The organism is Bradyrhizobium sp. (assembly GCF_049798375.1).
GTDB lineage: Bacteria > Pseudomonadota > Alphaproteobacteria > Rhizobiales > Xanthobacteraceae > Bradyrhizobium.
This window is the reverse complement of the sequence record NZ_JBARGP010000616.1, coordinates 1-19,122: the sequence shown is the minus strand read 5'-3', so window position 1 is coordinate 19,122 and position 19,122 is coordinate 1. Positions and strand designations below refer to the sequence as shown.

16 protein-coding genes and 1 pseudogene are annotated in these 19,122 nt (G+C 64.5%); 8 read left to right on the top strand and 9 right to left on the bottom strand.

From position 1 onward, the window contains the following. Nucleotides 1-167: pseudogene (locus WA702_RS24585) on the top strand (PLP-dependent aminotransferase family protein); the annotation flags it as partial. A gap of 10 nt (nt 168-177) precedes the next feature. On the opposite strand, the gene WA702_RS24580 reads toward WA702_RS24585, so the two are convergent. Next, a complete protein-coding gene (locus WA702_RS24580; protein ID WP_425113147.1) occupies nt 178-765 on the bottom strand; it encodes a YdcF family protein in 588 nt (195 codons plus the stop codon). An 86-nt stretch (nt 766-851) separates the two neighbouring features. Beyond that, on the bottom strand, nt 852-1,463 hold the full coding sequence (locus tag WA702_RS24575) for a hypothetical protein (RefSeq protein WP_425113146.1): 612 nt from the start codon (nt 1,461-1,463) through the stop codon (nt 852-854). A gap of 176 nt (nt 1,464-1,639) precedes the next feature. On the opposite strand from WA702_RS24575, the gene WA702_RS24570 reads away from it, so the two are divergent. Then, nucleotides 1,640-2,074, top strand: coding sequence for a hypothetical protein (locus WA702_RS24570; RefSeq protein ID WP_425113145.1), 435 nt, complete (start codon nt 1,640-1,642; stop codon nt 2,072-2,074). Nucleotides 2,075-2,079: 5 nt separating this feature from the next. Here WA702_RS24570 and WA702_RS24565 read toward each other — a convergent pair whose 3' ends face one another. Together WA702_RS24565 and WA702_RS24560 are read right to left on the bottom strand one after the other, a co-directional pair. After that, on the bottom strand, nt 2,080-3,495 hold the full coding sequence (locus tag WA702_RS24565) for an MFS transporter (RefSeq protein ID WP_425113144.1): 1,416 nt from the start codon (nt 3,493-3,495) through the stop codon (nt 2,080-2,082). Nucleotides 3,496-3,687: 192 nt separating this feature from the next. Then, the gene (locus WA702_RS24560) at nt 3,688-4,194 is read right to left on the bottom strand and encodes a ferritin-like domain-containing protein (RefSeq protein ID WP_425113143.1); all 507 of its coding nucleotides are present in this window, start codon (nt 4,192-4,194) and stop codon (nt 3,688-3,690) included. Nucleotides 4,195-4,567: 373 nt separating this feature from the next. On the opposite strand from WA702_RS24560, the gene WA702_RS24555 reads away from it, so the two are divergent. The 4 genes from WA702_RS24555 (at nt 4,568) to WA702_RS24540 (ending at nt 9,363) form a co-directional block, all read left to right on the top strand. Continuing rightward, the gene (locus tag WA702_RS24555) at nt 4,568-5,641 is read left to right on the top strand and encodes a lysylphosphatidylglycerol synthase transmembrane domain-containing protein (protein ID WP_425113142.1); all 1,074 of its coding nucleotides are present in this window, start codon (nt 4,568-4,570) and stop codon (nt 5,639-5,641) included. A 70-nt stretch (nt 5,642-5,711) separates the two neighbouring features. Next, nucleotides 5,712-7,673: a hypothetical protein gene (locus tag WA702_RS24550; protein WP_425113141.1), complete on the top strand. Its 1,962-nt coding sequence runs from the start codon at nt 5,712-5,714 to the stop codon at nt 7,671-7,673. 127 nt (nt 7,674-7,800) lie between these two features. After that, complete coding sequence (locus WA702_RS24545; protein ID WP_425113140.1) at nt 7,801-9,057, top strand: ABC transporter substrate-binding protein; 1,257 nt, start codon at nt 7,801-7,803, stop codon at nt 9,055-9,057. A gap of 45 nt (nt 9,058-9,102) precedes the next feature. Then, nucleotides 9,103-9,363 (top strand): DUF1488 domain-containing protein, encoded by a 261-nt coding sequence (locus WA702_RS24540; RefSeq protein ID WP_425113139.1) that lies wholly within the window; start codon nt 9,103-9,105, stop codon nt 9,361-9,363. A gap of 133 nt (nt 9,364-9,496) precedes the next feature. Here the strand turns inward: WA702_RS24540 and WA702_RS24535 are convergent, their stop codons facing one another. From WA702_RS24535 to WA702_RS24525, 3 genes are all read right to left on the bottom strand, one after another. Beyond that, the gene (locus WA702_RS24535) at nt 9,497-9,844 is read right to left on the bottom strand and encodes a hypothetical protein (protein ID WP_425113138.1); all 348 of its coding nucleotides are present in this window, start codon (nt 9,842-9,844) and stop codon (nt 9,497-9,499) included. 435 nt (nt 9,845-10,279) lie between these two features. Further along, nucleotides 10,280-10,858 carry a DUF2147 domain-containing protein gene (locus WA702_RS24530; protein ID WP_425113137.1) on the bottom strand — a complete coding sequence of 193 codons (579 nt, stop codon included), beginning with the start codon at nt 10,856-10,858 and terminating at the stop codon, nt 10,280-10,282. A 137-nt stretch (nt 10,859-10,995) separates the two neighbouring features. Continuing rightward, the gene (locus WA702_RS24525; RefSeq protein WP_425113136.1) at nt 10,996-12,024 is read right to left on the bottom strand and encodes an NAD(P)/FAD-dependent oxidoreductase; all 1,029 of its coding nucleotides are present in this window, start codon (nt 12,022-12,024) and stop codon (nt 10,996-10,998) included. A gap of 179 nt (nt 12,025-12,203) precedes the next feature. Here WA702_RS24525 and WA702_RS24520 point away from each other — a divergent pair, with 179 nt between their 5' ends. Further along, on the top strand, nt 12,204-12,674 hold the full coding sequence (locus tag WA702_RS24520; RefSeq protein ID WP_425113135.1) for an acyl-CoA thioesterase: 471 nt from the start codon (nt 12,204-12,206) through the stop codon (nt 12,672-12,674). A gap of 121 nt (nt 12,675-12,795) precedes the next feature. On the opposite strand, the gene WA702_RS24515 is transcribed toward WA702_RS24520, so the two are convergent. Together WA702_RS24515 and WA702_RS24510 are read right to left on the bottom strand one after the other, a co-directional pair. Beyond that, complete coding sequence (locus WA702_RS24515) at nt 12,796-13,116, bottom strand: 2Fe-2S iron-sulfur cluster-binding protein (protein ID WP_425113134.1); 321 nt, start codon at nt 13,114-13,116, stop codon at nt 12,796-12,798. Between the two features lie 83 nt (nt 13,117-13,199). Then, on the bottom strand, nt 13,200-13,574 hold the full coding sequence (locus WA702_RS24510) for an Hpt domain-containing protein (protein WP_425113133.1): 375 nt from the start codon (nt 13,572-13,574) through the stop codon (nt 13,200-13,202). Nucleotides 13,575-13,950: 376 nt separating this feature from the next. On the opposite strand from WA702_RS24510, the gene WA702_RS24505 reads away from it, so the two are divergent. Beyond that, the coding region (locus WA702_RS24505; RefSeq protein ID WP_425113132.1) for a methyl-accepting chemotaxis protein at nt 13,951-19,122 on the top strand (5,172 nt) is incomplete at its 3' end.

Below are 19,122 nucleotides of genomic sequence, written 5' to 3'. Positions count from 1 at the left end.
ACATCGCGCTGACGCCGTCGACGACATTCGCGGTGGCCCCGGGCCACGCGCCGAACGCAGTACGGCTGGCGCTCGGCGCGCCGACCTTGGCGCAGCTGGAGACGGGGCTGCAGACGCTCGCCGGCATCCTCAAGGCGCGCGAAGAGGATTTTGATACGACCGAATAGCGCGCGGCGCTTACGGCCAGTCGGCGATGAAGCCCTTCGCCTTGTAGGGTTCGATCTTGTCCCATTCGTTGAGGACGCGGCGGCAGAACTCGGGATCGGTGTGCCAGCGCACGCGGGGCGTCGCAAAACCGTCCACGGTCACCAGCAGTTTCTCCACGTCGGGCCAGTGCCGCTGAAGCGTCATCGGGTAGCGCCGCGCGGTCCAGGTGTTGCCGAGACAGATCACGCTGTCGATATTGGCGAGCCCGAGCACGGCGTCGATCACCGGCAGCGAGAAGACCACGTTCTCGCCGGTGTTGGTGGCGCGGTGCTCTTCCAGGATAATATCGGCCGGAATGCCGCCCGCCACCATCATCTGCTTGATAACAGTGCATTCGGATTCATCCCCGCCCGGCGTGATGCCGCCGCTGACGATTGCGTGCTTGAAATAGGCGTCGCGCCAGAGCCGGCATGCGGTCTCGGCGCGCAGGGCCTCATCCACGCGGGTGCCGAACACGAACAACAGATCCGCGGGCCGCAGCGGCATCTCGATCAGATGCGTGGCGTTGATCGCGGCGATCTCAGCCGCATCAGGTATTCGTCGCGACCGATCCGGCATCGCCGCCTTGCGCTGTTGTCGAACGCGCAGCATCTCGCAATCCTGCTCGCTGCCGAAGTCACGTTTGATGACGTGACATTTCAGGCTTACGGCAGCAAGGCACGAGGAATATCGGCGAACGTGTAACTGCACGGCCGGTTACGGCGAATGAAGCCGCCGACCTGCCAGGTGAACAACCCGGCGAAGCCGATCAGGAACGCGACTCCGGCCCATTCGCCAACTGCGAGCGCGCGCACCAGCAGCCCCGCCATCGCGACAGCGAACAGGGCAGTCAACCCAAGGGCCGCACCATAGGTCTTGCGTCCGAGCCCACCGGTCAGCACGGCATTGCTGCCGGCGTCGCGGATGCGCGCATGCAATGCGACGATAAAATCGCGATACGTCTCGCTCTGCGCCGCCATCAGGGCTGCGGTCTGCCAGGAGGTCGAGAGCAGACTGAGACGGCTGCCGCTTTTGTTGCGCAGGTCGGCACGAAAGCGCTTCGCTTGCATCGACACCGGCCGATAGGACAGCTTGAGAGACACGATCTCGGCATAGGGCCAAGTGCCGGAGCGGCCGGCAATGTGCCAGACGAGGCCCGCATCGGTCAGCTCGAATCGGTGCGCGGCCCCGATCAGCGACGCCCTGTAGGCGTAGCTGATCACGTCCCGCCGTGCCGGTGCCGTTGCCTCGATGTGAATCTGCCGCTCTCCTGGCATGCCAGCGCCAACCACTGCTCTCCAAATATGCGATAGCTCGGCTGGCGACCGATTTCCACAACAGCTCGATTGCTGGGCGTCTTGATTTACTCACGCAACCACTCGGTACGTTTCCGATGCGCCGTACGGCAGCAGCAGCCTTGCGGCATGCAGGCGCCCTGTCCTACAAATGAGCGATGACTGAGACGCCTTATTTTCCGCGACCGCTGATTCTGGCCGGTGCCGTGGCCGCCGGCGTGCTGCTCGCGCTCGCCATGCACATGTTGGGAGCGCGGATCGGCCTCGATCTGGGCGGGCTTTGGCGCAACGATACCGGCACCTTCATGCCGGTCGGCTCCGCGCTGGCCTGGTGGTTGATCGCGACCGTTGGGTTCTCCGGCGGCTATTTCATCGCCGCCATCATGCACAGTGCGGTGTCGGGCCAGCTTCCGAAGCGGATGCAACGATTTCTGATCGTGGTCGGTGTGCTGCTGCTGGCCGGCACCGGGCAGGCGATCTCTGGACCGAGCCCGGTACCGTCGCTATCAGGCGCGCTCGCCGGTACGGCGGCGCTCTGTCTGGGCGCGCTGATGGCGTTCTGCGGCGCCAATTTCGCCCTGCGCAAGGCATGAGGCCATCACCCTGCGGCAGGCCGTTGCGCACGCAGACTGATCGCGGCAGCGGCCGCAACCATCACCACGGCCGAAATCACCAGCGATAGCCGCAGTCCGAAGATGAACGCACCTGACTGCGCGATCAGCGAGCCGAACAGCGCGACGCCGAGCACGCTGCCGGTCTGCCGCGTCGCATTGAGCACGCCGGCCGCAATGCCTGAGCGCGAGGCATCGACACTGCCGAGCAGGGTCGAAGTCAGCGGCGGCACCAACAGGCCGAGCCCGCTGGAGATCGCGATCAACTGCCCCCCGATTGCCCAGTACGACGTGCCCGGTGCGATGGTGAGCAGCGCCACGCAACCCAGCGCCGCCAGCACCGCGCCGGCCGCAATGGTGGCGCGCGCACCAATCCGCTCGGCCAGGCGCGGTGCGATCAGATTGACCGGAAACACCACGGCGAGCATCGGCACGAACGCCAATCCGGTCACGAATGCAGAGAGATGGTTGATCTCCTGGAAGTACAGGCTGAAGACGAAGATCAGGCCATAAACCGCGATGTTCACGAGCAGGCCGACCAGCGCGCACGCCGAGAACAGCCGATCTCCGAACAGGGACAGCGGCAGCATCGGCTGCCTCGCCTTCGCCTCCCCCAGCACGAACAGGATTCCGGCAACGATGGCGAGCGCAAAGCCCGTCAATACGAACGGGTCGGTCCAGCCGCGCGTGCCGCCTTCGATCAGGCTGGCCGCAAGTGCGCCGAGCGCCACAATTGCCGCCAACTGGCCTTGCAGATCGATCTCATGGCCCGCGTGCGCCGGCGTCTCCTGCGCATAGGTACGCGCCAGCCACAATCCGGCGAGCCCGATCGGCAGATTGACCAGGAAGATCGCACGCCAGCCGGTGAGCGCGATCAGGATGCCGCCGACGAACGGTCCGGCGGTCAACGCAAGACTGGCGCCTGCGGCCCAGATCGCCACCGCGCGGCCGCGCGCCTTCGGCTCCGGATAGGCATGGTTCAGCAGCGCCAGTGAATTCGGCACCAGGATCGCCGCGGCGAGCCCCTGGATGCCCCGCAAAGTGATCAGGCTCAGGGCGTTTGGCGCCGCCGCGCAGCCGACCGAGGCCGCGGTGAACAGCGCAAAGCCGCCCATGAACACGCGGCGGGCACCGATCCGGTCGCCGAGCGCGCCCGCGGTCAGGATCAAGGCCGCAAAGGCGATGGTGTAGGCGCTCACCACCCATTGCAGTTGGGAGACGCCGCCGCCAAGCGAGGCACGGATGCTCGGCAGCGCCGTGTTGACGATGGTGACGTCGAGCTGGACCACGCCATAGCCGAGGCTCATGGCCGCCAATGTCAGCGCGCCGGCAAGGCGCGTGCCGGTGTCGGATGTGTAGTCGACGGCCTCACTGGCCGGTCTTGCGATCGAGCTGTCGTTCATGCCGGACTCCTGTAGGAGGAACGGATGACGTCGTTCTACCCCCAGTGCTGGCAAGAATGCTTCGGTGTACGTCGAATAATGAAATCGGGGAACCGGCCGTGTTGTCCGGAATGATCGAGCAATCTTCGATCGGGCGAAAACGCCGCGCGATCGCCGCGCGGCGTTTTGCCTCAGGCAGATATTTTATCGTGATCAGCTGGCTGCGCGCAGATTGACCGAGCTCTCGGCAAGCGCAGTGAGCTTCTTGTCGGTCGCCTTCTCCTCGTCCAGGGTCTTCTGCAGGACGGCGGCGCAATCATTGCGGCCGAGCTGCTTGGCCCAGGCGATCAGGCTGCCGTAGCGGGTGATTTCGTAATGCTCGGCGGCTTGGCCGGCATTGATCAGCGCAGCGTCGAGCACCGCCTTGTCGGCCACCTCGCCGGCGACCTCGTCGGCTTCCTCGATGATGCCGTCGATCGCCGGGCAGTCGACCGCCTTGGCTTCGACACCATGCATCTTGAACACCTGCTCCAGCCGCTGCACATGCGTCTTGGTCTCGTCGAGATGGGTCAAGAAGCCCTGCTTCAGCTGCTTGTCGGTCGCCTTCTCGGCCATTTTCGGCAGTGCTTTGACGAGCTGGTTCTCGGCGTAATAGATATCCTGGAGCTGGTGGACGAACAGATCGTTCATCGTCTTGATGTCTTTGGTAAACAGTCCCATCGCGTTATCCTTTTTGTTGGGAACGTGGATGGACCCCCTCCCCGGCCCATGCGTGCCATGTTGACGTGGCTACGATCGGCTAACCAATGGCCGCAGCGGATGTTCCGAAGTGGGCCATGCGCTGAGCGCCCCGAGGTTCGGAACCCGTCCTGCAAGCGGGCGTTGGCCGAAGCCGATTAAGACTTATGTTAGGCGAATGGATATGTGTCTGGCGTGTGACAGGTGCCCATCGCTAAAGTCAAAGGTAGTGTTGTCAAGGACTGCACAAACGCCGCTTTTTGGCTTAAGGAACTGCCTCAATCGCGCCTGCCGCCGCTCACGCAATGGTTTCCGCCGATTTCCAAGTTTTAAAGCCGCCCCGCCGGGAGGATGAATGCAGCGACTGCTGACCGCGCTTGGGCGCGGTTTCAAGAAATGGATCGGCTGGAAGCGGTTTGGTGTCGCGGCAAGCATCGCGATCATCGCGTTTGCCATCACGACTCTCGTCAAGCGGCTCAAGGTCGATAGTGCCGGGAAGATCCTGACTGCGCTGAAGGATATTCCGCCATCTCATATCGCCTTGGCGGCGCTGTGCGTGGTCGGTGCGTTCTGCACGCTTACCTTCTACGATTTTTTCGCATTGCGAACGATTGGCAAGAAGCACATCCCATACCGGATCGCGGCGATGTCCGCGTTCACCAGTTATTCGATCGGTCACAATATCGGGGCCACCGTCTTCACCGGCGGCGCAATCCGTTTCCGGATCTATTCCGACTACGGCCTGAGTGCGATCGACGTCGCCAAGATCTGCTTTTTGTCCGGGCTGACCTTCTGGCTCGGCAACATCTTCGTCCTCGGCATCGGCATGGCGCTGCACCCGGGGGCGGCTTCCACCATGGACCAGCTCCCGGCCGCCGTGAACCAGCTCATCGCCATCGGCTTGATCGGCGCCATCCTGGCCTATCTCGGCTGGCTCGCGCTCGGCAAGAACCGGCGTCAGCTGGGCCAGAACGGCTGGAAGGTGGTGCTGCCCTCGATCCAGCTCACCTTCGTGCAGATCCTGATCGGCGTGGTCGATCTCGGCTTCTGTGCACTGGCGATGTACCTGTTGATGCCGTCAGACCCGCCGATCGATTTCCTGTCGCTCGCGGTGGTGTTCATCCTGTCGACCCTGCTCGGCTTCGCTAGCCATGCGCCCGGCAGCATCGGCGTGTTCGACGCCGCCATGCTGCTGGCGCTGCCGCAGTTCCCGCAAGAGAAGCTGATCGCCACTGTGCTGGTGTTCCGCGTGCTCTATTTCATCATCCCATTCGGAACGGCGATCTCGATCATGGGCGCCCGCGAGCTTTGGATGAACGTGGTGATGCCGTGGCAGCAGCGCCGGAAGCTCAACGGAACCTTTCATCAATCATCATCCGCCGCCCCGGCACCGGTCCCGCAGCGGGTGAAGCGGCAGTCGCAGGGATAAAGCAGCGGACGTGACGCAAGAGGCATGATCCTCTTATTTCCGCCCCAACTCTGACGTGAAACGTCGCGCCATGATCCGATTTCGCTTTCGATTCACGATTGCAGCGCTTGCGCTCGCCTGCACGCTGCAGATGTCTTCGCTGCATCCGGCGGCCGCGCAGTTCGGCGCCGGCGCGCCGATGCAGATCACCTGGGAGGTCCGCAACCGCTTCCGCCTGTTCCGCGAAGAGCGGGACTTCCAGCTTCATGTCGAGGCCGCCCGCGACCGCAGCATTCTCGCCGCCGAGCAGGGACTGGAGCTGCAGAGCGACGGCCGCGGCTGGGCCCGCAATGTCGTCAACCGCCTGTGCATCGACCTTGCCGGCCGCATCAACCAGCCCTGCACCCGGGATAACGTCAAGGAAAACTACCTGACGCCGATCGATCATCCGATCACCGTGCGGCTGTCGGGAGCGGTTCCAGTCGGCGCCACCTGCGCTTGGTCGTTTGACGACGGTGACGGTCCGCAATCGCAGACCTTCGACTGTGCCGAGCCGGTCAACCTGCGCGTGCGCTACGGCCGCCAGACCGTCGCCACCGTAGACGTCTCGTCCGGACCCGATGCGCCGCAGCGGCTGTCCACCGGCATCGAGGTGCGCGACGTCTTCATCGCCGGCCTCGGCGACAGCATCGCCTCCGGCGAGGGCAACCCGGACCGCGCGATCGCGCTGTCGGATGAAGGCTTCTGCTTTCGCTCTTATCTCGGCGGCACCGCCGGGCAATATTACCGGCCGAGCCGCGCCGGCTTCAAGGGCGGGCGCGCCTGCGAGGCGCCGGACACCTTGCAGAACTGGCAGCGCTACAGCGCGCTGTGGTTCAATGCCGCCTGCCATCGTTCGCTGTATTCCTACCAGACCCGCACCGCCCTGGCGCTCGCGGTGCGCTATCCGCACATGGCGGTCACCTATCTGCCGCTGGCCTGCACCGGGGCGACCATCGCCGACGGCCTGTTCGGCAGTCAGCGTGCACGCGAATGCACACCGGGCCGCTCGCTCTCGACCTGCCAGGGCGGCGTCAACGGCCAGCTCGGAGAGTTGCGCGAGGCGCTAACTGCGGCGAAGCGCCGGCAGCCCGATCGCAAGCTCGACCTCGTGCTGCTGTCGATCGGCGCCAACGACATCAACTTCTCCGGTCTCGTCTCCGATGTCATTGTCGACACGCCGACCGAGCGCACCTTGTTCAAGCGCTCAGGCCTGATCGGCTCGGTCGACGATTCCCGCAGCGAACTGATGCGCGACCTGCCGCAGGACTTTGCCAAGCTGCGCGAGGCGCTGAAGCCGCTGGTCGGCGACCTCTCCCACGTTATCTACACGTCCTACGGCAACCCAGCGCTGATGGCCGGCGGCACCCCCTGCCCGGGCGGCCGCGCCGGCTTCGACATCCATCCGTCCTTCAATGCCAATCCGCAGCGGCTCGCCAACGTCACTGCCTTTGTCGAGAACGAGTTCCTGCCGACGTTGTCGGCGCTGGCGCAATGCACGAGCGGCGTGCTGTGCCGCGATCCACGCACCGACCGCATGACATTCGTCGACGCGCATCAGGCGGCCTTCGCCAACCACGGCTTCTGCGCCCGCGCCGACACCGACCCGCCGTTCGACCGCGAATGCTTCTCGCCGAAGGGCGACAGCTTCAACCCCGATATCGTCAGTGCCGCGAACCAGCCGCTGCTGTGCGGCCGCAGCGCCGCGGAATACCGCGCCTACCTGCCGCGGGCCCGCTGGATCCGCGACGCCAATGACAGCTATTTCGCGGCCATGACCTATCCGCAGGGCCTGCCAGCCTCGATGCAGCCCTCCGACATTCACGACGCCACCTGGGGCGTGCTGTCGGCGGTCTATGGCGGCGCCGTGCACCCGACGGCGGAAGGCCATGCTGCGATGGCCGATGCTGCCTTCCCGGCCGCAGCGCAAGTGCTGAACCTCGATGCGCCGGAAGCCTCGATCAACGCCCAGCCGCTGCCGTTGCCCGCGGCGCCGGCGGCACCGCAGCAATAGACGGACTCCGCTCCTCAGCCTGCGAGCTTCCCAAGCCGTATTCCCAAGGCGTAGACTTGTTGCGCGCCAGCGCTCGATCGCCGGCAGCGCGACAAAGAAAACAACAAATCGTCCAGGGAGAAAACGGATGCTTCGGTTCAATGCCTGCCTGCCGCCGGTTGCCCACTCGATCGGCCTGTTGGCTACGGCCGCCGCGATCGCGTCTGCCATGCCCGCCGCCGCGCAATCGGGCGACCCGATCAAGATCGGCGTGATCGCCGAGGTGCAGTCGATCGCGGGCGCGGCGACGCCGGGCGGCGCGCAGATCGCCGCCGACGAAATCAACGCAAAGGGCGGCATCCTGGGCCGCAAGATCGAAATCGTCACTTACGACAACAAGAGTTCGTCGGCAGATTCGGTGCGCGCCTTCCAACGCGCGGTCAGCGAGGACAAGGTCTCCGCTGTGATCGCGAGCTACATCAGCGAGGTGGTGCTGGCGCTGGAGCCCTGGGCGTCGCGGCTGAAGATGCCGATGATCACGCCGGGCGCCGCGTCGAACGAGATCACCAAGGCGGTCCACAACGATTATGAGAAGAACAAATACACCTTCCACGGCTATCTCACTTCGGCCGCGCAGGCCCAGATCGTGTGCGATGCCGCCAAGGATCTCCTGGTCGACAATCTCAAGCTCAAGAGCGTCGCGATCATGAGCGAGGACGCGGCTTGGACCAAGCCGCTCGACGTCGGCTACGAATCCTGCTTTCCAAAGGCCGGCATGAACGTGGTCGATCATGTCCGCTTGTCGCCCGACACCACCGACTTCACGCCGATCTTCAACAACATCGAAGGCAAGAAGCCCGACGTGATCGTGACGGGCATCTCGCATGTCGGCGTGCAGCCGACGGTGCAATGGAAGAACCAGCAAGTGCCGGTCCCGATGTTCGGCATCAGCGCACAGGCGCTGAGCCCGACGTTCTGGAACGACACCAACGGCGCCGCCGACGGCGTGCCGTCGCTGGCGGTGGCCACGCCCGACGTTGCGGTGACGCCGAAGACAAAGCCGTTTGCGCAGGCCTTCAAGGCCAAGTTCGGCACCCCGCCGGCCTATACCGGCTACACGTCCTATGACGATGTCTACATCATCGCGGAGGCGATCCAGCGCGCCGGCTCGACCGATCCCGACAAGATGGTCGCGGAGATGGAGAAGACCAACTACGAAGGCACGATCGGCCGCATCCAGTTTTACGGCCGCGACGACGAGTTCACTCACGGCATCAAGTCGGGTCCCGGCACCGTCACCGGCCTCGTCTTCCAATGGCAGGAAGGCAAGCAGGTCACGGTGTGGCCGAAGGCAATTGCCGAAGGCAAGCTGAAGTTTCCAGACTTCGTGAAGCTGTCGCAATAGACCTCTGGTGCCGCGGGCTTCATGTCACGGCAACGAACAGACGCCATGATCCAATTTCCAAACTATAGTCGGTCATATGACCGCACCCGTCGCGCTGTGCGATTTTGGGGATATGACAGCGCGATCGAGACTTCATTTTTCATCGATGAAGGCGCATTGAAGCTAATCCAACCCGATGCTCATTCCGACGAAGCAGGTCTTCTGAACGCGTTCGATGCCAATCGTGACCTGATCTGCGCCGCCGCTGCCAAGCTGTACGTTCGCGGCGGCAGAGGTTCTTACGACCTCGTGGCGGCGAATTTCTAAAGCGGCTCTGAATTCAGCCTGAGAGACAGCGCTGCTCGACGAAATAGCCCTACCGCCAAAAAGGAGCCGCGGACGATCTCCGCGGCTCCTTTAATATGAACCTTCTGCAATACGAACTTTTCGGCGCGACCGCTTAGTAGCTGTCGGTTCCGATTCCGACGCTCACGCCGGGCGCTCTGATGCCGATACCGCCGCGGTCTTCATAATTCCGGTCTTCATAACCGCGGCGCTCGATATAACGCTCGCGCGGCGCGTAGTCGTAAGCATCGCGATGCTCCCGGATGATGACACGGCGTTCGCCACGCTGGTGCCAGCAGCGACCGTCCTCATTGCAGACCATGCGAACGTTCTGGATGTTGCTATCCCTGGCGGCCGATCCCGCGACAACCGACGCTCCGGTGGACAGCGGGGCCGCGGAAGCAGCGGTCATGAGAAGCGCACTTGCCGCAGATGCCAAAATGGTGATGGTAAATGTCTTCATTGCAGTTCTCCAAGACGTGATTTGTGTCAGCGAGCCAATAGGCTCGCGACGGAATGGTTCCGCAGGCCGCGTCAATGCCTCGTGTTTTTTGCTTCGTTGTCTGTGCCGACCTCGCCGTGCTGAGACCAAGTTTGCGGCGATGCTCTGACGGTGCGGCCAACGCCCGGCTGTCCCTGGGCCCTCTTTCCGAAAGGGCCATGTCAGACGAATAGCTCTGACGTTTTGCGCCGCGAGAACGAGAAGGCGCGTTTGAACGCTCTATAGCCGAGTCGGATGCTCTGTAGCATGCCGGCAGCCCAGCGTTATGCCCGGGCACCCACGCCGTCTTTCTTTGCCGCAAGACATGACGGCCGGGACGAGCCCGGCCATCACGGAGAGAGTTGCGAAACTGGCGCCTATATCAATCGGAACTAAACGACCCCGGATGCCCCGCTGCTACTTCTTCTTGCTCATGGCCGGCTTGGCTGCGGCCGCCGGCGCCTGTGCCGGCAGATATTTCGCGATGACGGCCGGATCGATCTGCGCCATCGCGCTGTCCGGCAGCCGGTTCCAGGTTTCGTCCTTACCCAGCAGCGAGAAGCCGATATAGCCGCGCAGGGTCAGTTCCTGACCATCGGGGCTGACTGTCATCTTGGCGCTGTAGATCTTGCCGTTGCGCGGATCGAGCACGTTGCCGTTCTCGTATTTCAGGCCGGTCCGCTTCATGTCGCGGATGAAGGAGATGCCGAGCCAGGGCGCGTTCTTGCGATCGTCGGTGCATTTGGCGCAGGTCGGATTCGGCGGATCGCCCGGCTTCGGGAACAGCTTCGCCATCACACCTTCGTAGACGCCGTTGTGATCCACGACGAGCACGTAGAGCACGGGCTCACCGTCCTCGATCTTCTGCCACAGGCCCGCAGCGGAGGGCTCCTCCGCCGCAGCCGGCCTGACGGCAAACGCAGCCGCGAGCACGAGCGCGGCGGCAACGAACTTGAGCGCGTGCGGCAACCGCAGTCGGGAAAACGCATTCAGCATCATCATGTCACCTTGACCAATTCACCGATCGGTTCGCCGCAGACTAAGGCCATTTCGAGGTGCGTTCCAGTGTCGACGGCCGGCACCGTTGCGACAGGCGTCGGCCCGAACATGCAGACACAATCCGCATCGGAACGCTAGCTGACGCCGAGCTTCTTCTGCAGGCTTGATGACGACGTGGTGTATTGGAACACCAGCCGCTTCTCCGGATAGACGTAGCGATGCGCCTTCTGCGCCATCAGCGCACCTTCATGAAAGCCGCACAGGATCAGCTTGATCTTGCCCGGATAGGTGTTGATGTCGCCGATCGCGAAGATGCCGGGCACGGAGGTTTCGAAGGCGGAGGTCTCGACCGGAACGAGATTGTGCTCCAGCGCGATCCCCCACTCCGCCACCGGACCGAGCTTCATGGTGAGACCGAAGAACGGCAGCATCATATCGCAGGCGATCATCTCGACCGCATTGTCATTGCCCTTGAGAATGGCTGCGGACAGCCGGCCATTGTCGCCCTCGAGCGTGGTGATTTGGCCGATGCGCAGGTCCATCTGGCCGGAGCTCACCAATGCGCGCATCTGCTCGACGCTGTGAGGCGCTGCGCGGAAATCATCGCGACGATGCACCAGCGTGACGCGCTTGGCGAGCGGATGCAAATTGAGCGTCCAGTCGAGCGCGGAATCGCCGCCGCCGACGATCACGATGTTCTTGTCGCGAAACTGCTCCATCTTACGCACGGCGTAAAACACCGAGCTGCCTTCATAGGCCTCGATGCCCGGCACCGGCGGACGCTTCGGCTGGAACGAGCCGCCGCCGGCCGCGATCACCACGACCTTGCATTCGAACACTTTGCCGGTATCGGTGGTGACGCGGAATGCGGGATCGCCGATCTTCTCGACCTTCTCGACCATCTCGCCGAAATGAAAGGTCGGACTGAACGGCTTGATCTGCTCCATCAGCGCCTCGGTGAGGCCATGGCCCGTCACCATCGGCACGCCGGGAATGTCGTAGATCGGCTTCTCAGGATAGAGCTCGGCGCACTGGCCGCCCGGCTTGTCGAGAATGTCGATGAGATGCACCTTGATGTCGAGCAGCCCCAGCTCGAAGACGGCGAACAGTCCGCAGGGGCCAGCGCCGATGATCAGCACGTCAGTCTTGATCGCTTCGCTCATGTCGCTTCTTTATTGGTTGGAGGCGCCCGTGGGCGTTGGAAGGATATGGTGACAAGAGATTGCGCCCGATCTGTCTAGCCAACACGGAAGCTTCGGGAAAGGCTTAAATGTCCTTCCCTGGCGTGCCGCAACTGACCATACCGCTCGCGAAGGACGAACGACATGACGGAGATCAATCGGTGAACGCGCCTGCCCTCAATGCCTCGACGCCACGCTTGGAGGACTTCCCCTACCGGCTCAGCGACAATGTGCGCTTCGGCGATCTCGATCCCAACCAGCACGTCAACAACGCGGTCTATGCGACCTATTTCGAGACCGGGCGCGTGACCCTGATGAAGGATCCGCAATACGGCTTGCTGCAGCCAGGGCTGGCCTGGATCATGGTGCGGCTCGACATGCATTTCCGCGCCGAGCTGCGCTGGCCGGGGACAATCGAGCTCGGGCTCGGAATCGTCAAGTTCGGCCGGACGTCCGTGACCTGCGATCAGGTCGTGTTCTCGGACCAGCGATGCGTCGCCTCGGCGCAGGCGACGATGGTGCTGATCAACGAGGAGACGCGCAAGCCGACGCCGCTGACGGCAGAGCTGGTCAAGGCCTTTCAGCCCTGGCTGCGGCGTGGCGTGGCGGTGACGCCACCAAATTTCAGTTGAGCGCGGGCAGACCGGCGCTCAAGCATGATCCGGAAAAGTGGAAACCGGTTTTCCTCGCGACAAACGCCAAGGGCGTTTGCGCGGAGATCATGCTCAAACAAGAGAGGAGATCAGCTCGAGATCAGGCCTGCCGCTCGGGCGTAGAGACGGTAAGCCCGTCGAGCTCGTCGGTGACCTTGATCTGGCAGGAGAGACGCGAATTCGGCCGCACATCATAGCCGAAATCGAGCATGTCCTCTTCCATCGGCGACGGCGGACCGACCTTCTCGCGCCAGGTCTCCTCGACATAGACATGGCAGGTGGCGCAGGCGCAGGCGCCGCCGCACTCGGCCTCGATGCCGGGGATGGCATTGCGAATCGCCGCTTCCATCACGGTCGCGCCGTTCTCGATCTCCACGGTGCGGGTTGCGCCGGTGTGGTCGACAAAGTTGATCTTGGCCATGTGTGCTCGTGCTGCGGAAGGAAGGGTTGGGGTGTCCTATAACGGCTCGCCCCGTTCCGCGCTAGTGCGGGCTGAAGCGTCCGTCAGGACGGCCCGAGCATGTCCTCGATCGCGCTCCGCGCTTCGGCCACCGCACAGCCGAGCTCGGCCAGTGCGCGGGTCGGATTGCCGGTGCGGATCGCAGTCTCCAGTGCCTGCGCGGCGTCGGCGACGTCGGCTGCGCCGATCGCCTGCGCCGATCCTTTTAGCGTGTGCGCGACCGCCGCGGCGTCGTCAGGCAGCGTGGTGAGCCGGGCGAACAGACGCGCCGACTGGGCTGCGAACATCGACAGCACCTCGCGCTCGAGCTCCGTGTCACCCAGCGTCATGCTGCGGAGCTGGTGGAGGCTGATAGGTCCGTCGTCGGGAACCAGCGGCGGCGAAGGCATCCAGTCGATCCATTGCAGGTCAGGCGACATGAGTCGGTCCAAATCAGTGCGCGCAGCGAGTCGCGTCCGCCGAGCCAAGCACGACAATGGTTAATGCATCCTTACCTAAATTTTGCCGTGGGGCAGCCTCGTTTCCGGCGCACCTACGCCCTAATCGTGAAGAAAAGCGGAACTAGCAGGACTTGTAATGCGTTACCGCTGGCCGCTGTTAACGATGATTAATAATCTCTTAATCGCGACCATTTCTTTCACCTCGCACAGCCAATAGAATGACGCCTGGATGGAGCGGGCTGGCCGGCGGTTGCCGCGCTTGGCGCCCGTGGAGGATGAATCCGGTTCCGAGCCTGCGAGGGGGCACACTCGTGCGCGGCTCACCGGATTGAAAAGACGAGGGCTCGAACTCACCATGGCGAACACCCCCAAGAAGGTCAAAGACCCGACTGAAGTCGCGCTGTCGGCCATTCAGGAGGCTTTGAACATCAGCGACGTGTCGGGGGCTGAGGGATCTCAGGGATCGATGCGTGGCGACGGGACGCCGCCGAGCATGCCGACCGGAACGCCGGGCTTTGGCGACAATTTCGAGCTGCGTCCGGGCCCAGCCTCGGAACGACCGGCGTTCGACGCAAACGATCCGCCGCCGCTCATCGCCCGCCGGCCGGCCGCCAATGATGACCGCGAGACCATCGGCCAGCTGCTCCAGGCCATCCAGAAGGGCCGTCCCTCGCGCCTGCTCCCCACGGTTTTTACCGTGGTGTGGGTCGTCGGCTGCGGCCTGCTCGCCCTCGGCTTCTGGTCGTCGCTGCAAAGTGTGATCGGTCAGAACGGCGGCATCCTGATTCTCGCTGGCCTTGCGGCTATCTTCTGTGCGCCGATCCTACTGTTCTACTTCCTTGCAAACTTTGCCTGGCAGGGTCAGGAGATGCGGCTGATCGCGCAATCGATGGCGCAGGTCGCGATCCGATTTTCCGAGCCGGAAGGCGCCGCTTCCGATTCGATGGTCACCGTGGGCCAGGCGATACGCCGCGAGGTCGCCGCGATGGGCGACGGCGTCGAGCGCGCGATCGCGCGCGCCGGCGAGCTCGAAGCGCTGGTGGCCAATGAGGTCTCCGCACTCGAACGCGCCTACAGCGACAACGAAGTCCGCATCCGCGCCCTGCTCCAGGACATCGCCCATCAGCGCGACAATTTGGTCGGCCAAGCCGAGCAGGTTCGCAGCGCCATCTCCGGCGTGCAGATCGACCTTCGCCACGATATCGCGCTGATCTCGGATGCGATCGCCTCGCGCGTCGACGAGGTCGCCAAGAGCATCACAGGTGCGCTTGAGGAGCGCGGCGCTCACATCACGAGTGCGCTGAGCAACGCCGGCGACAACATGATTCTGGCGCTGGGCGAGCGCGGCGGCGACCTGCTCGACCGGCTCGAGGAAGCCAGCGCAGAAACCACCCGCGCGGTGCTCGACGCTTCCGAGCGGCTGACCAGCAGCCTGAACTTCAAGACCGGCCACGTCCACGACGAGTTCGCCGATCTCTCGGACCGCGTCCACGAGTTGCTGAACGACCGCATCGACCGCATCACCGCAGAATTCGAGCAGCGCGCGGCCGGCATCGTCGACGGCATCTCGATGCGCACCGAGCAGGTGCATGATTCGCTGAAGACCTCCGGCGACTCGCTGTTGCTGGAGCTCGAGCTGCGCGGCGGCGATCTCGTGAGCAAGATCGACGACGCCAGCCAGCGGCTGTCCGGGCACATCCTCAGCAGCGGCGAGAAGGCAAGCGAATCGCTCGATGCCACCGTCAACTCCCTGGTCGCCAAGGTGGTGGGCCAGACCGAAACCGCGCACGACTCGCTGTCGCTGCAGATGAACGCCTTCGACGAGCTGGTGCGGAACCAGGGCACCGATCTTGTCGAGCGGTTCGCCCGCGATTCGTCGACGCTCGGCGCGCTGATCACCCGCCATATCACTGAATTCGACCGGACCGTGAAGACGTTCGGCGGCGAGATCGTGGAGCGCATGGGCCAGCGCACCCAGGAGATCGCCGACAGCCTCAAGACCTATGTCGACAATTTCGACGACAAGCTCAGCGTGAACGGCGGATCGATCACCGCCACGATGGATCAGCGCCTGTCGCAGTTCGAGACCACGATCGAGACGCGGATCACCAATCTCGATGCCGCCCTCGACACCAAGATGCGCTCGTTCGACGAAGCCGTCGACGGCCGGCTGAAGACGCTCGGCGACACCTTCGACACGCGCGCCCAGTTCGTGACCGCGACGATTGAGGGTCGGCTCGGCGCGCTGACCACGTCGATGACCGACGGTGCGGCGCAGGTGATCCAGTCGATCGATTCGCGCCTCACCGTGCTCACCTCCTCGCTGACCGACGGCGCCGCGCAGGCGATCCATTCGATCGACTCCCGCCTCACCGTGCTCACCACCTCGCTCCATGACGGCACAGCCGAGGCGCTGGAGGCGATCGATCAGCGCATCACCACCGTGTCGGAGACGATCAACGGCTCCAGCGTGCAGCTCACGGACGCCGTGACCGCCCGTTTCCAGGAGATCCACCACAGCATCGACACCAAGGTCGGCTCGGTCGCCACCGATATCGACCGCCGCGTCTCGCAGTTCGAGGACCTGCTCGGCTCGCGCGTCGAGGCCGTCGCGGGCCGCATCGAAAGCAGCGGACGCCAGGCCAGCGAAGACCTGATGAGCCGCGCGGAATTGCTGTCGGCCAGCATCCGCTCGCATGTCGAGGATGCCGAGCGCGCGCTGACCAACCTCGTGGTCAATACCAGCGAGACCATCCAGACCGGGGCCCGTTCCGCGCAGCAGGCCCTGCTCACGGTGTCGAGCGATGTCGGCACCCAGCTCACCACCGTCACGACCGACCTCAGCACGCAGCTCAAATCGACCTCCGCCGAGGTGGAGCGCGCGCTCACCACCGCCGGCGACGGCGCCGCCAGTTCGATCCTGGCAAGCGCACGCGAAGCCCAGACCACGCTGGTCACCAGCTCCGGCGATACGGTCAATCAGATCAAGTCGCTGTCGGCGGACGTCGAGCGCTCCCTTTCGGCTGCGGGCTCGGCGACCGCTGCGGCGATCATTGCCAGTGCGCGCGAGGTGCAGACCACGCTCGTCACGGCGTCTTCTGATGCCACCGACAAGGTCAAGGCACTCGCCGACGACTTGCAACGGTCGCTGTCGCTTGCCGGCACCACGACTGCCGAGGTCATCACCGCGAGCGCCCGCGAGGCGCAGGGCACGCTGCTGGCAGCGTCGAATGAAGCCGCTGGCCAGGTCAAGGCGCTTACTGCCGACGTGCAGCGCTCGCTGACGCTCGCCAGCACGGCCACGGCCGAGGCGATCACCGGCGGCGCCCGCGAGGCACAGACCGCGCTGATCAACTCGTCGTCGGAAGCGGCGAACCACGTGAAGTCGCTGGCAGTCGACATCGAGCGCACCTTGTCGGCGGCCGGCACCAACACCGCATCTTCGATCGTGAACAGCGCCCGCGACGCCCACGGAACCTTGACCGCGGCCTCCTCCGAAGCCGCCGACCATGTCAAGTCGCTGGCGGCAGACGTCGAGCGTGCGCTCTCCGCGGTCAGCGCCAACACGGCGACATCGATCGTCGGCAGCGCGCGGGAGGCGCAGAACACGTTGATCGCGGCGTCGTCCGAGACCGCCAACCACGTCAAGTCACTGGCAAGTGACGTCGAGCGCGCGCTCTCGTCCGTCGGCGCTGATACCGCCGCGGCGATCCTCAACAGCGCACGCCAAGCCCAGACCTCGCTGACCACGACGTCGACCGAAACCGCGGCCGCCATCGCCGGCAGCGCGCGGGAGGCCCAGACCGTCCTGACCGAGACATCGAGCGAGACCACGGCCGGGATCATTAGCCGAGCGCGCGAGGCGCAGAGCCTGCTGACGGCCGCATCGGGCGAAACGGTGGCTGCGATCATCGGCAGCGCGCGCGACGCCCAGACCATGCTGACGGCCGCCTCGGGCGAGACAGCCGGCCAGCTCAAGGCCATCACCGTCGAGATCGAACGTTCGATCAACGCGGTCGCCGCGAGCACCACGGACAATATCCAGACCAGCGCCCTCAACGCCCATAACGCGCTGGTCGCGGCCTCCAACGAGGTCTCGACCCGGGTGAAGTCGACCTCGACGGAGATCGAGCGCTCGGTGCTCGCCGCCGGCAATTCGTTCGGCTCGGCGATGACCGGCAAGACCGACGAGATCGTCACCTATGTGGCGCAGCAGGCCGACCGCCTGTCGCAGATCATCGACGGCAAGCGCGGCGCGCTGGTCGAGGCACTTGGCTCCAAGACCCAGCTCCTCTCGGTCGAGATCGAGCGCGCCACCTCGGACGCGCTCAAGACGATCGAAACCCGCGGCCAGGCGTTCTCCCAGGCGATGATCGGCAACAGCTCCGATGTTGCACGCACCATCACCTCGGCAGGCGAGATCGCGACCACTGCGATCAGCAAGTCGCTGAAAGAGCTGGAGACATCCTCGCGGGCGGCGATCGAGCAGTCGCGCCAGGTCTCGGTCGCGGCGGTGACCGAGATGCAGGAGACCAGCAAGATCCTGCGCACCGATACGGTCGCTCTGTTCGAGCGGCTGCGTGAAGGCAACATCCTGCTGCAGGAGGTGCTGACCGGCGCCCACGACAATCTGAACTCGCTCGAGCGGGCGCTGGTGACCCGCGTCGCCGACTTCGTGTCCGCGATGAACGACGTCACCTCGCGCAACGGCGCTGCGACGGAAGCACTGCAGGATCAGCTCGGCCTGTTCAACAGCAAGACCGCCGGTGCGCTCGAGAACCTCAATGGGCTGTCGACCCAGTTCGACGCCCATGGCAAGGCGCTGCTCGAGGCGGCCGCAGTGATCGACCAGAGCAACCGCGAGGCGACGGTCTCGATCGGCGAGCGCAAGACGACATTGGAATCGCTGGTCACGACCATCGATCTGCGTACCGCCGATCTCGACCAGCGGCTGTCGCGCTTCACCACTCTGCTCGACGAGTCGCTAGCGGCTGCCGAGGAACGCGCGCGCGACATCGCCCGCGTGGTGGCGGAGACCGCCGGCTCCGGCGCGACCGCGATCAGCCGTCAGTTCGAGGCGATCCGCGCCAACGCGGAGGAAGAGCGCAGGCTAACGGCTGCGTCCCTGCACGAGATCTATCAGCAGGGCACGCAGGAATCCGACGCGATGTTCAAACAGTCGGCCGAGCGGTTCGCGAACCTGGTCGGAAGCATGAAGCAGATGGCCGGCGAGATGCAGGCCGAGCTGGAGGCGACCCGCAACGAACTCCGGCGCGGCGTGCTGGAGATGCCGCAGGAGGCGGCCGAGAGCACCTCGCAGATGCGCAAGGTGATCGTCGACCAGATCGAAGCGCTTGCCGAGCTCAACCGCATCGTGGCTCAGCACGGCCGCGGGCTCGACGTGGTGGCAGCTGGCGCCACCCGGACCGCGACGACAACCGTGCGCCAGGAGGTCCGTCAGGATGTTCGCCAGGAGGAGCCGATCGCAGTGGCGGCCGGCGGGCGCAACGAGGCCCCCCGCATGCGC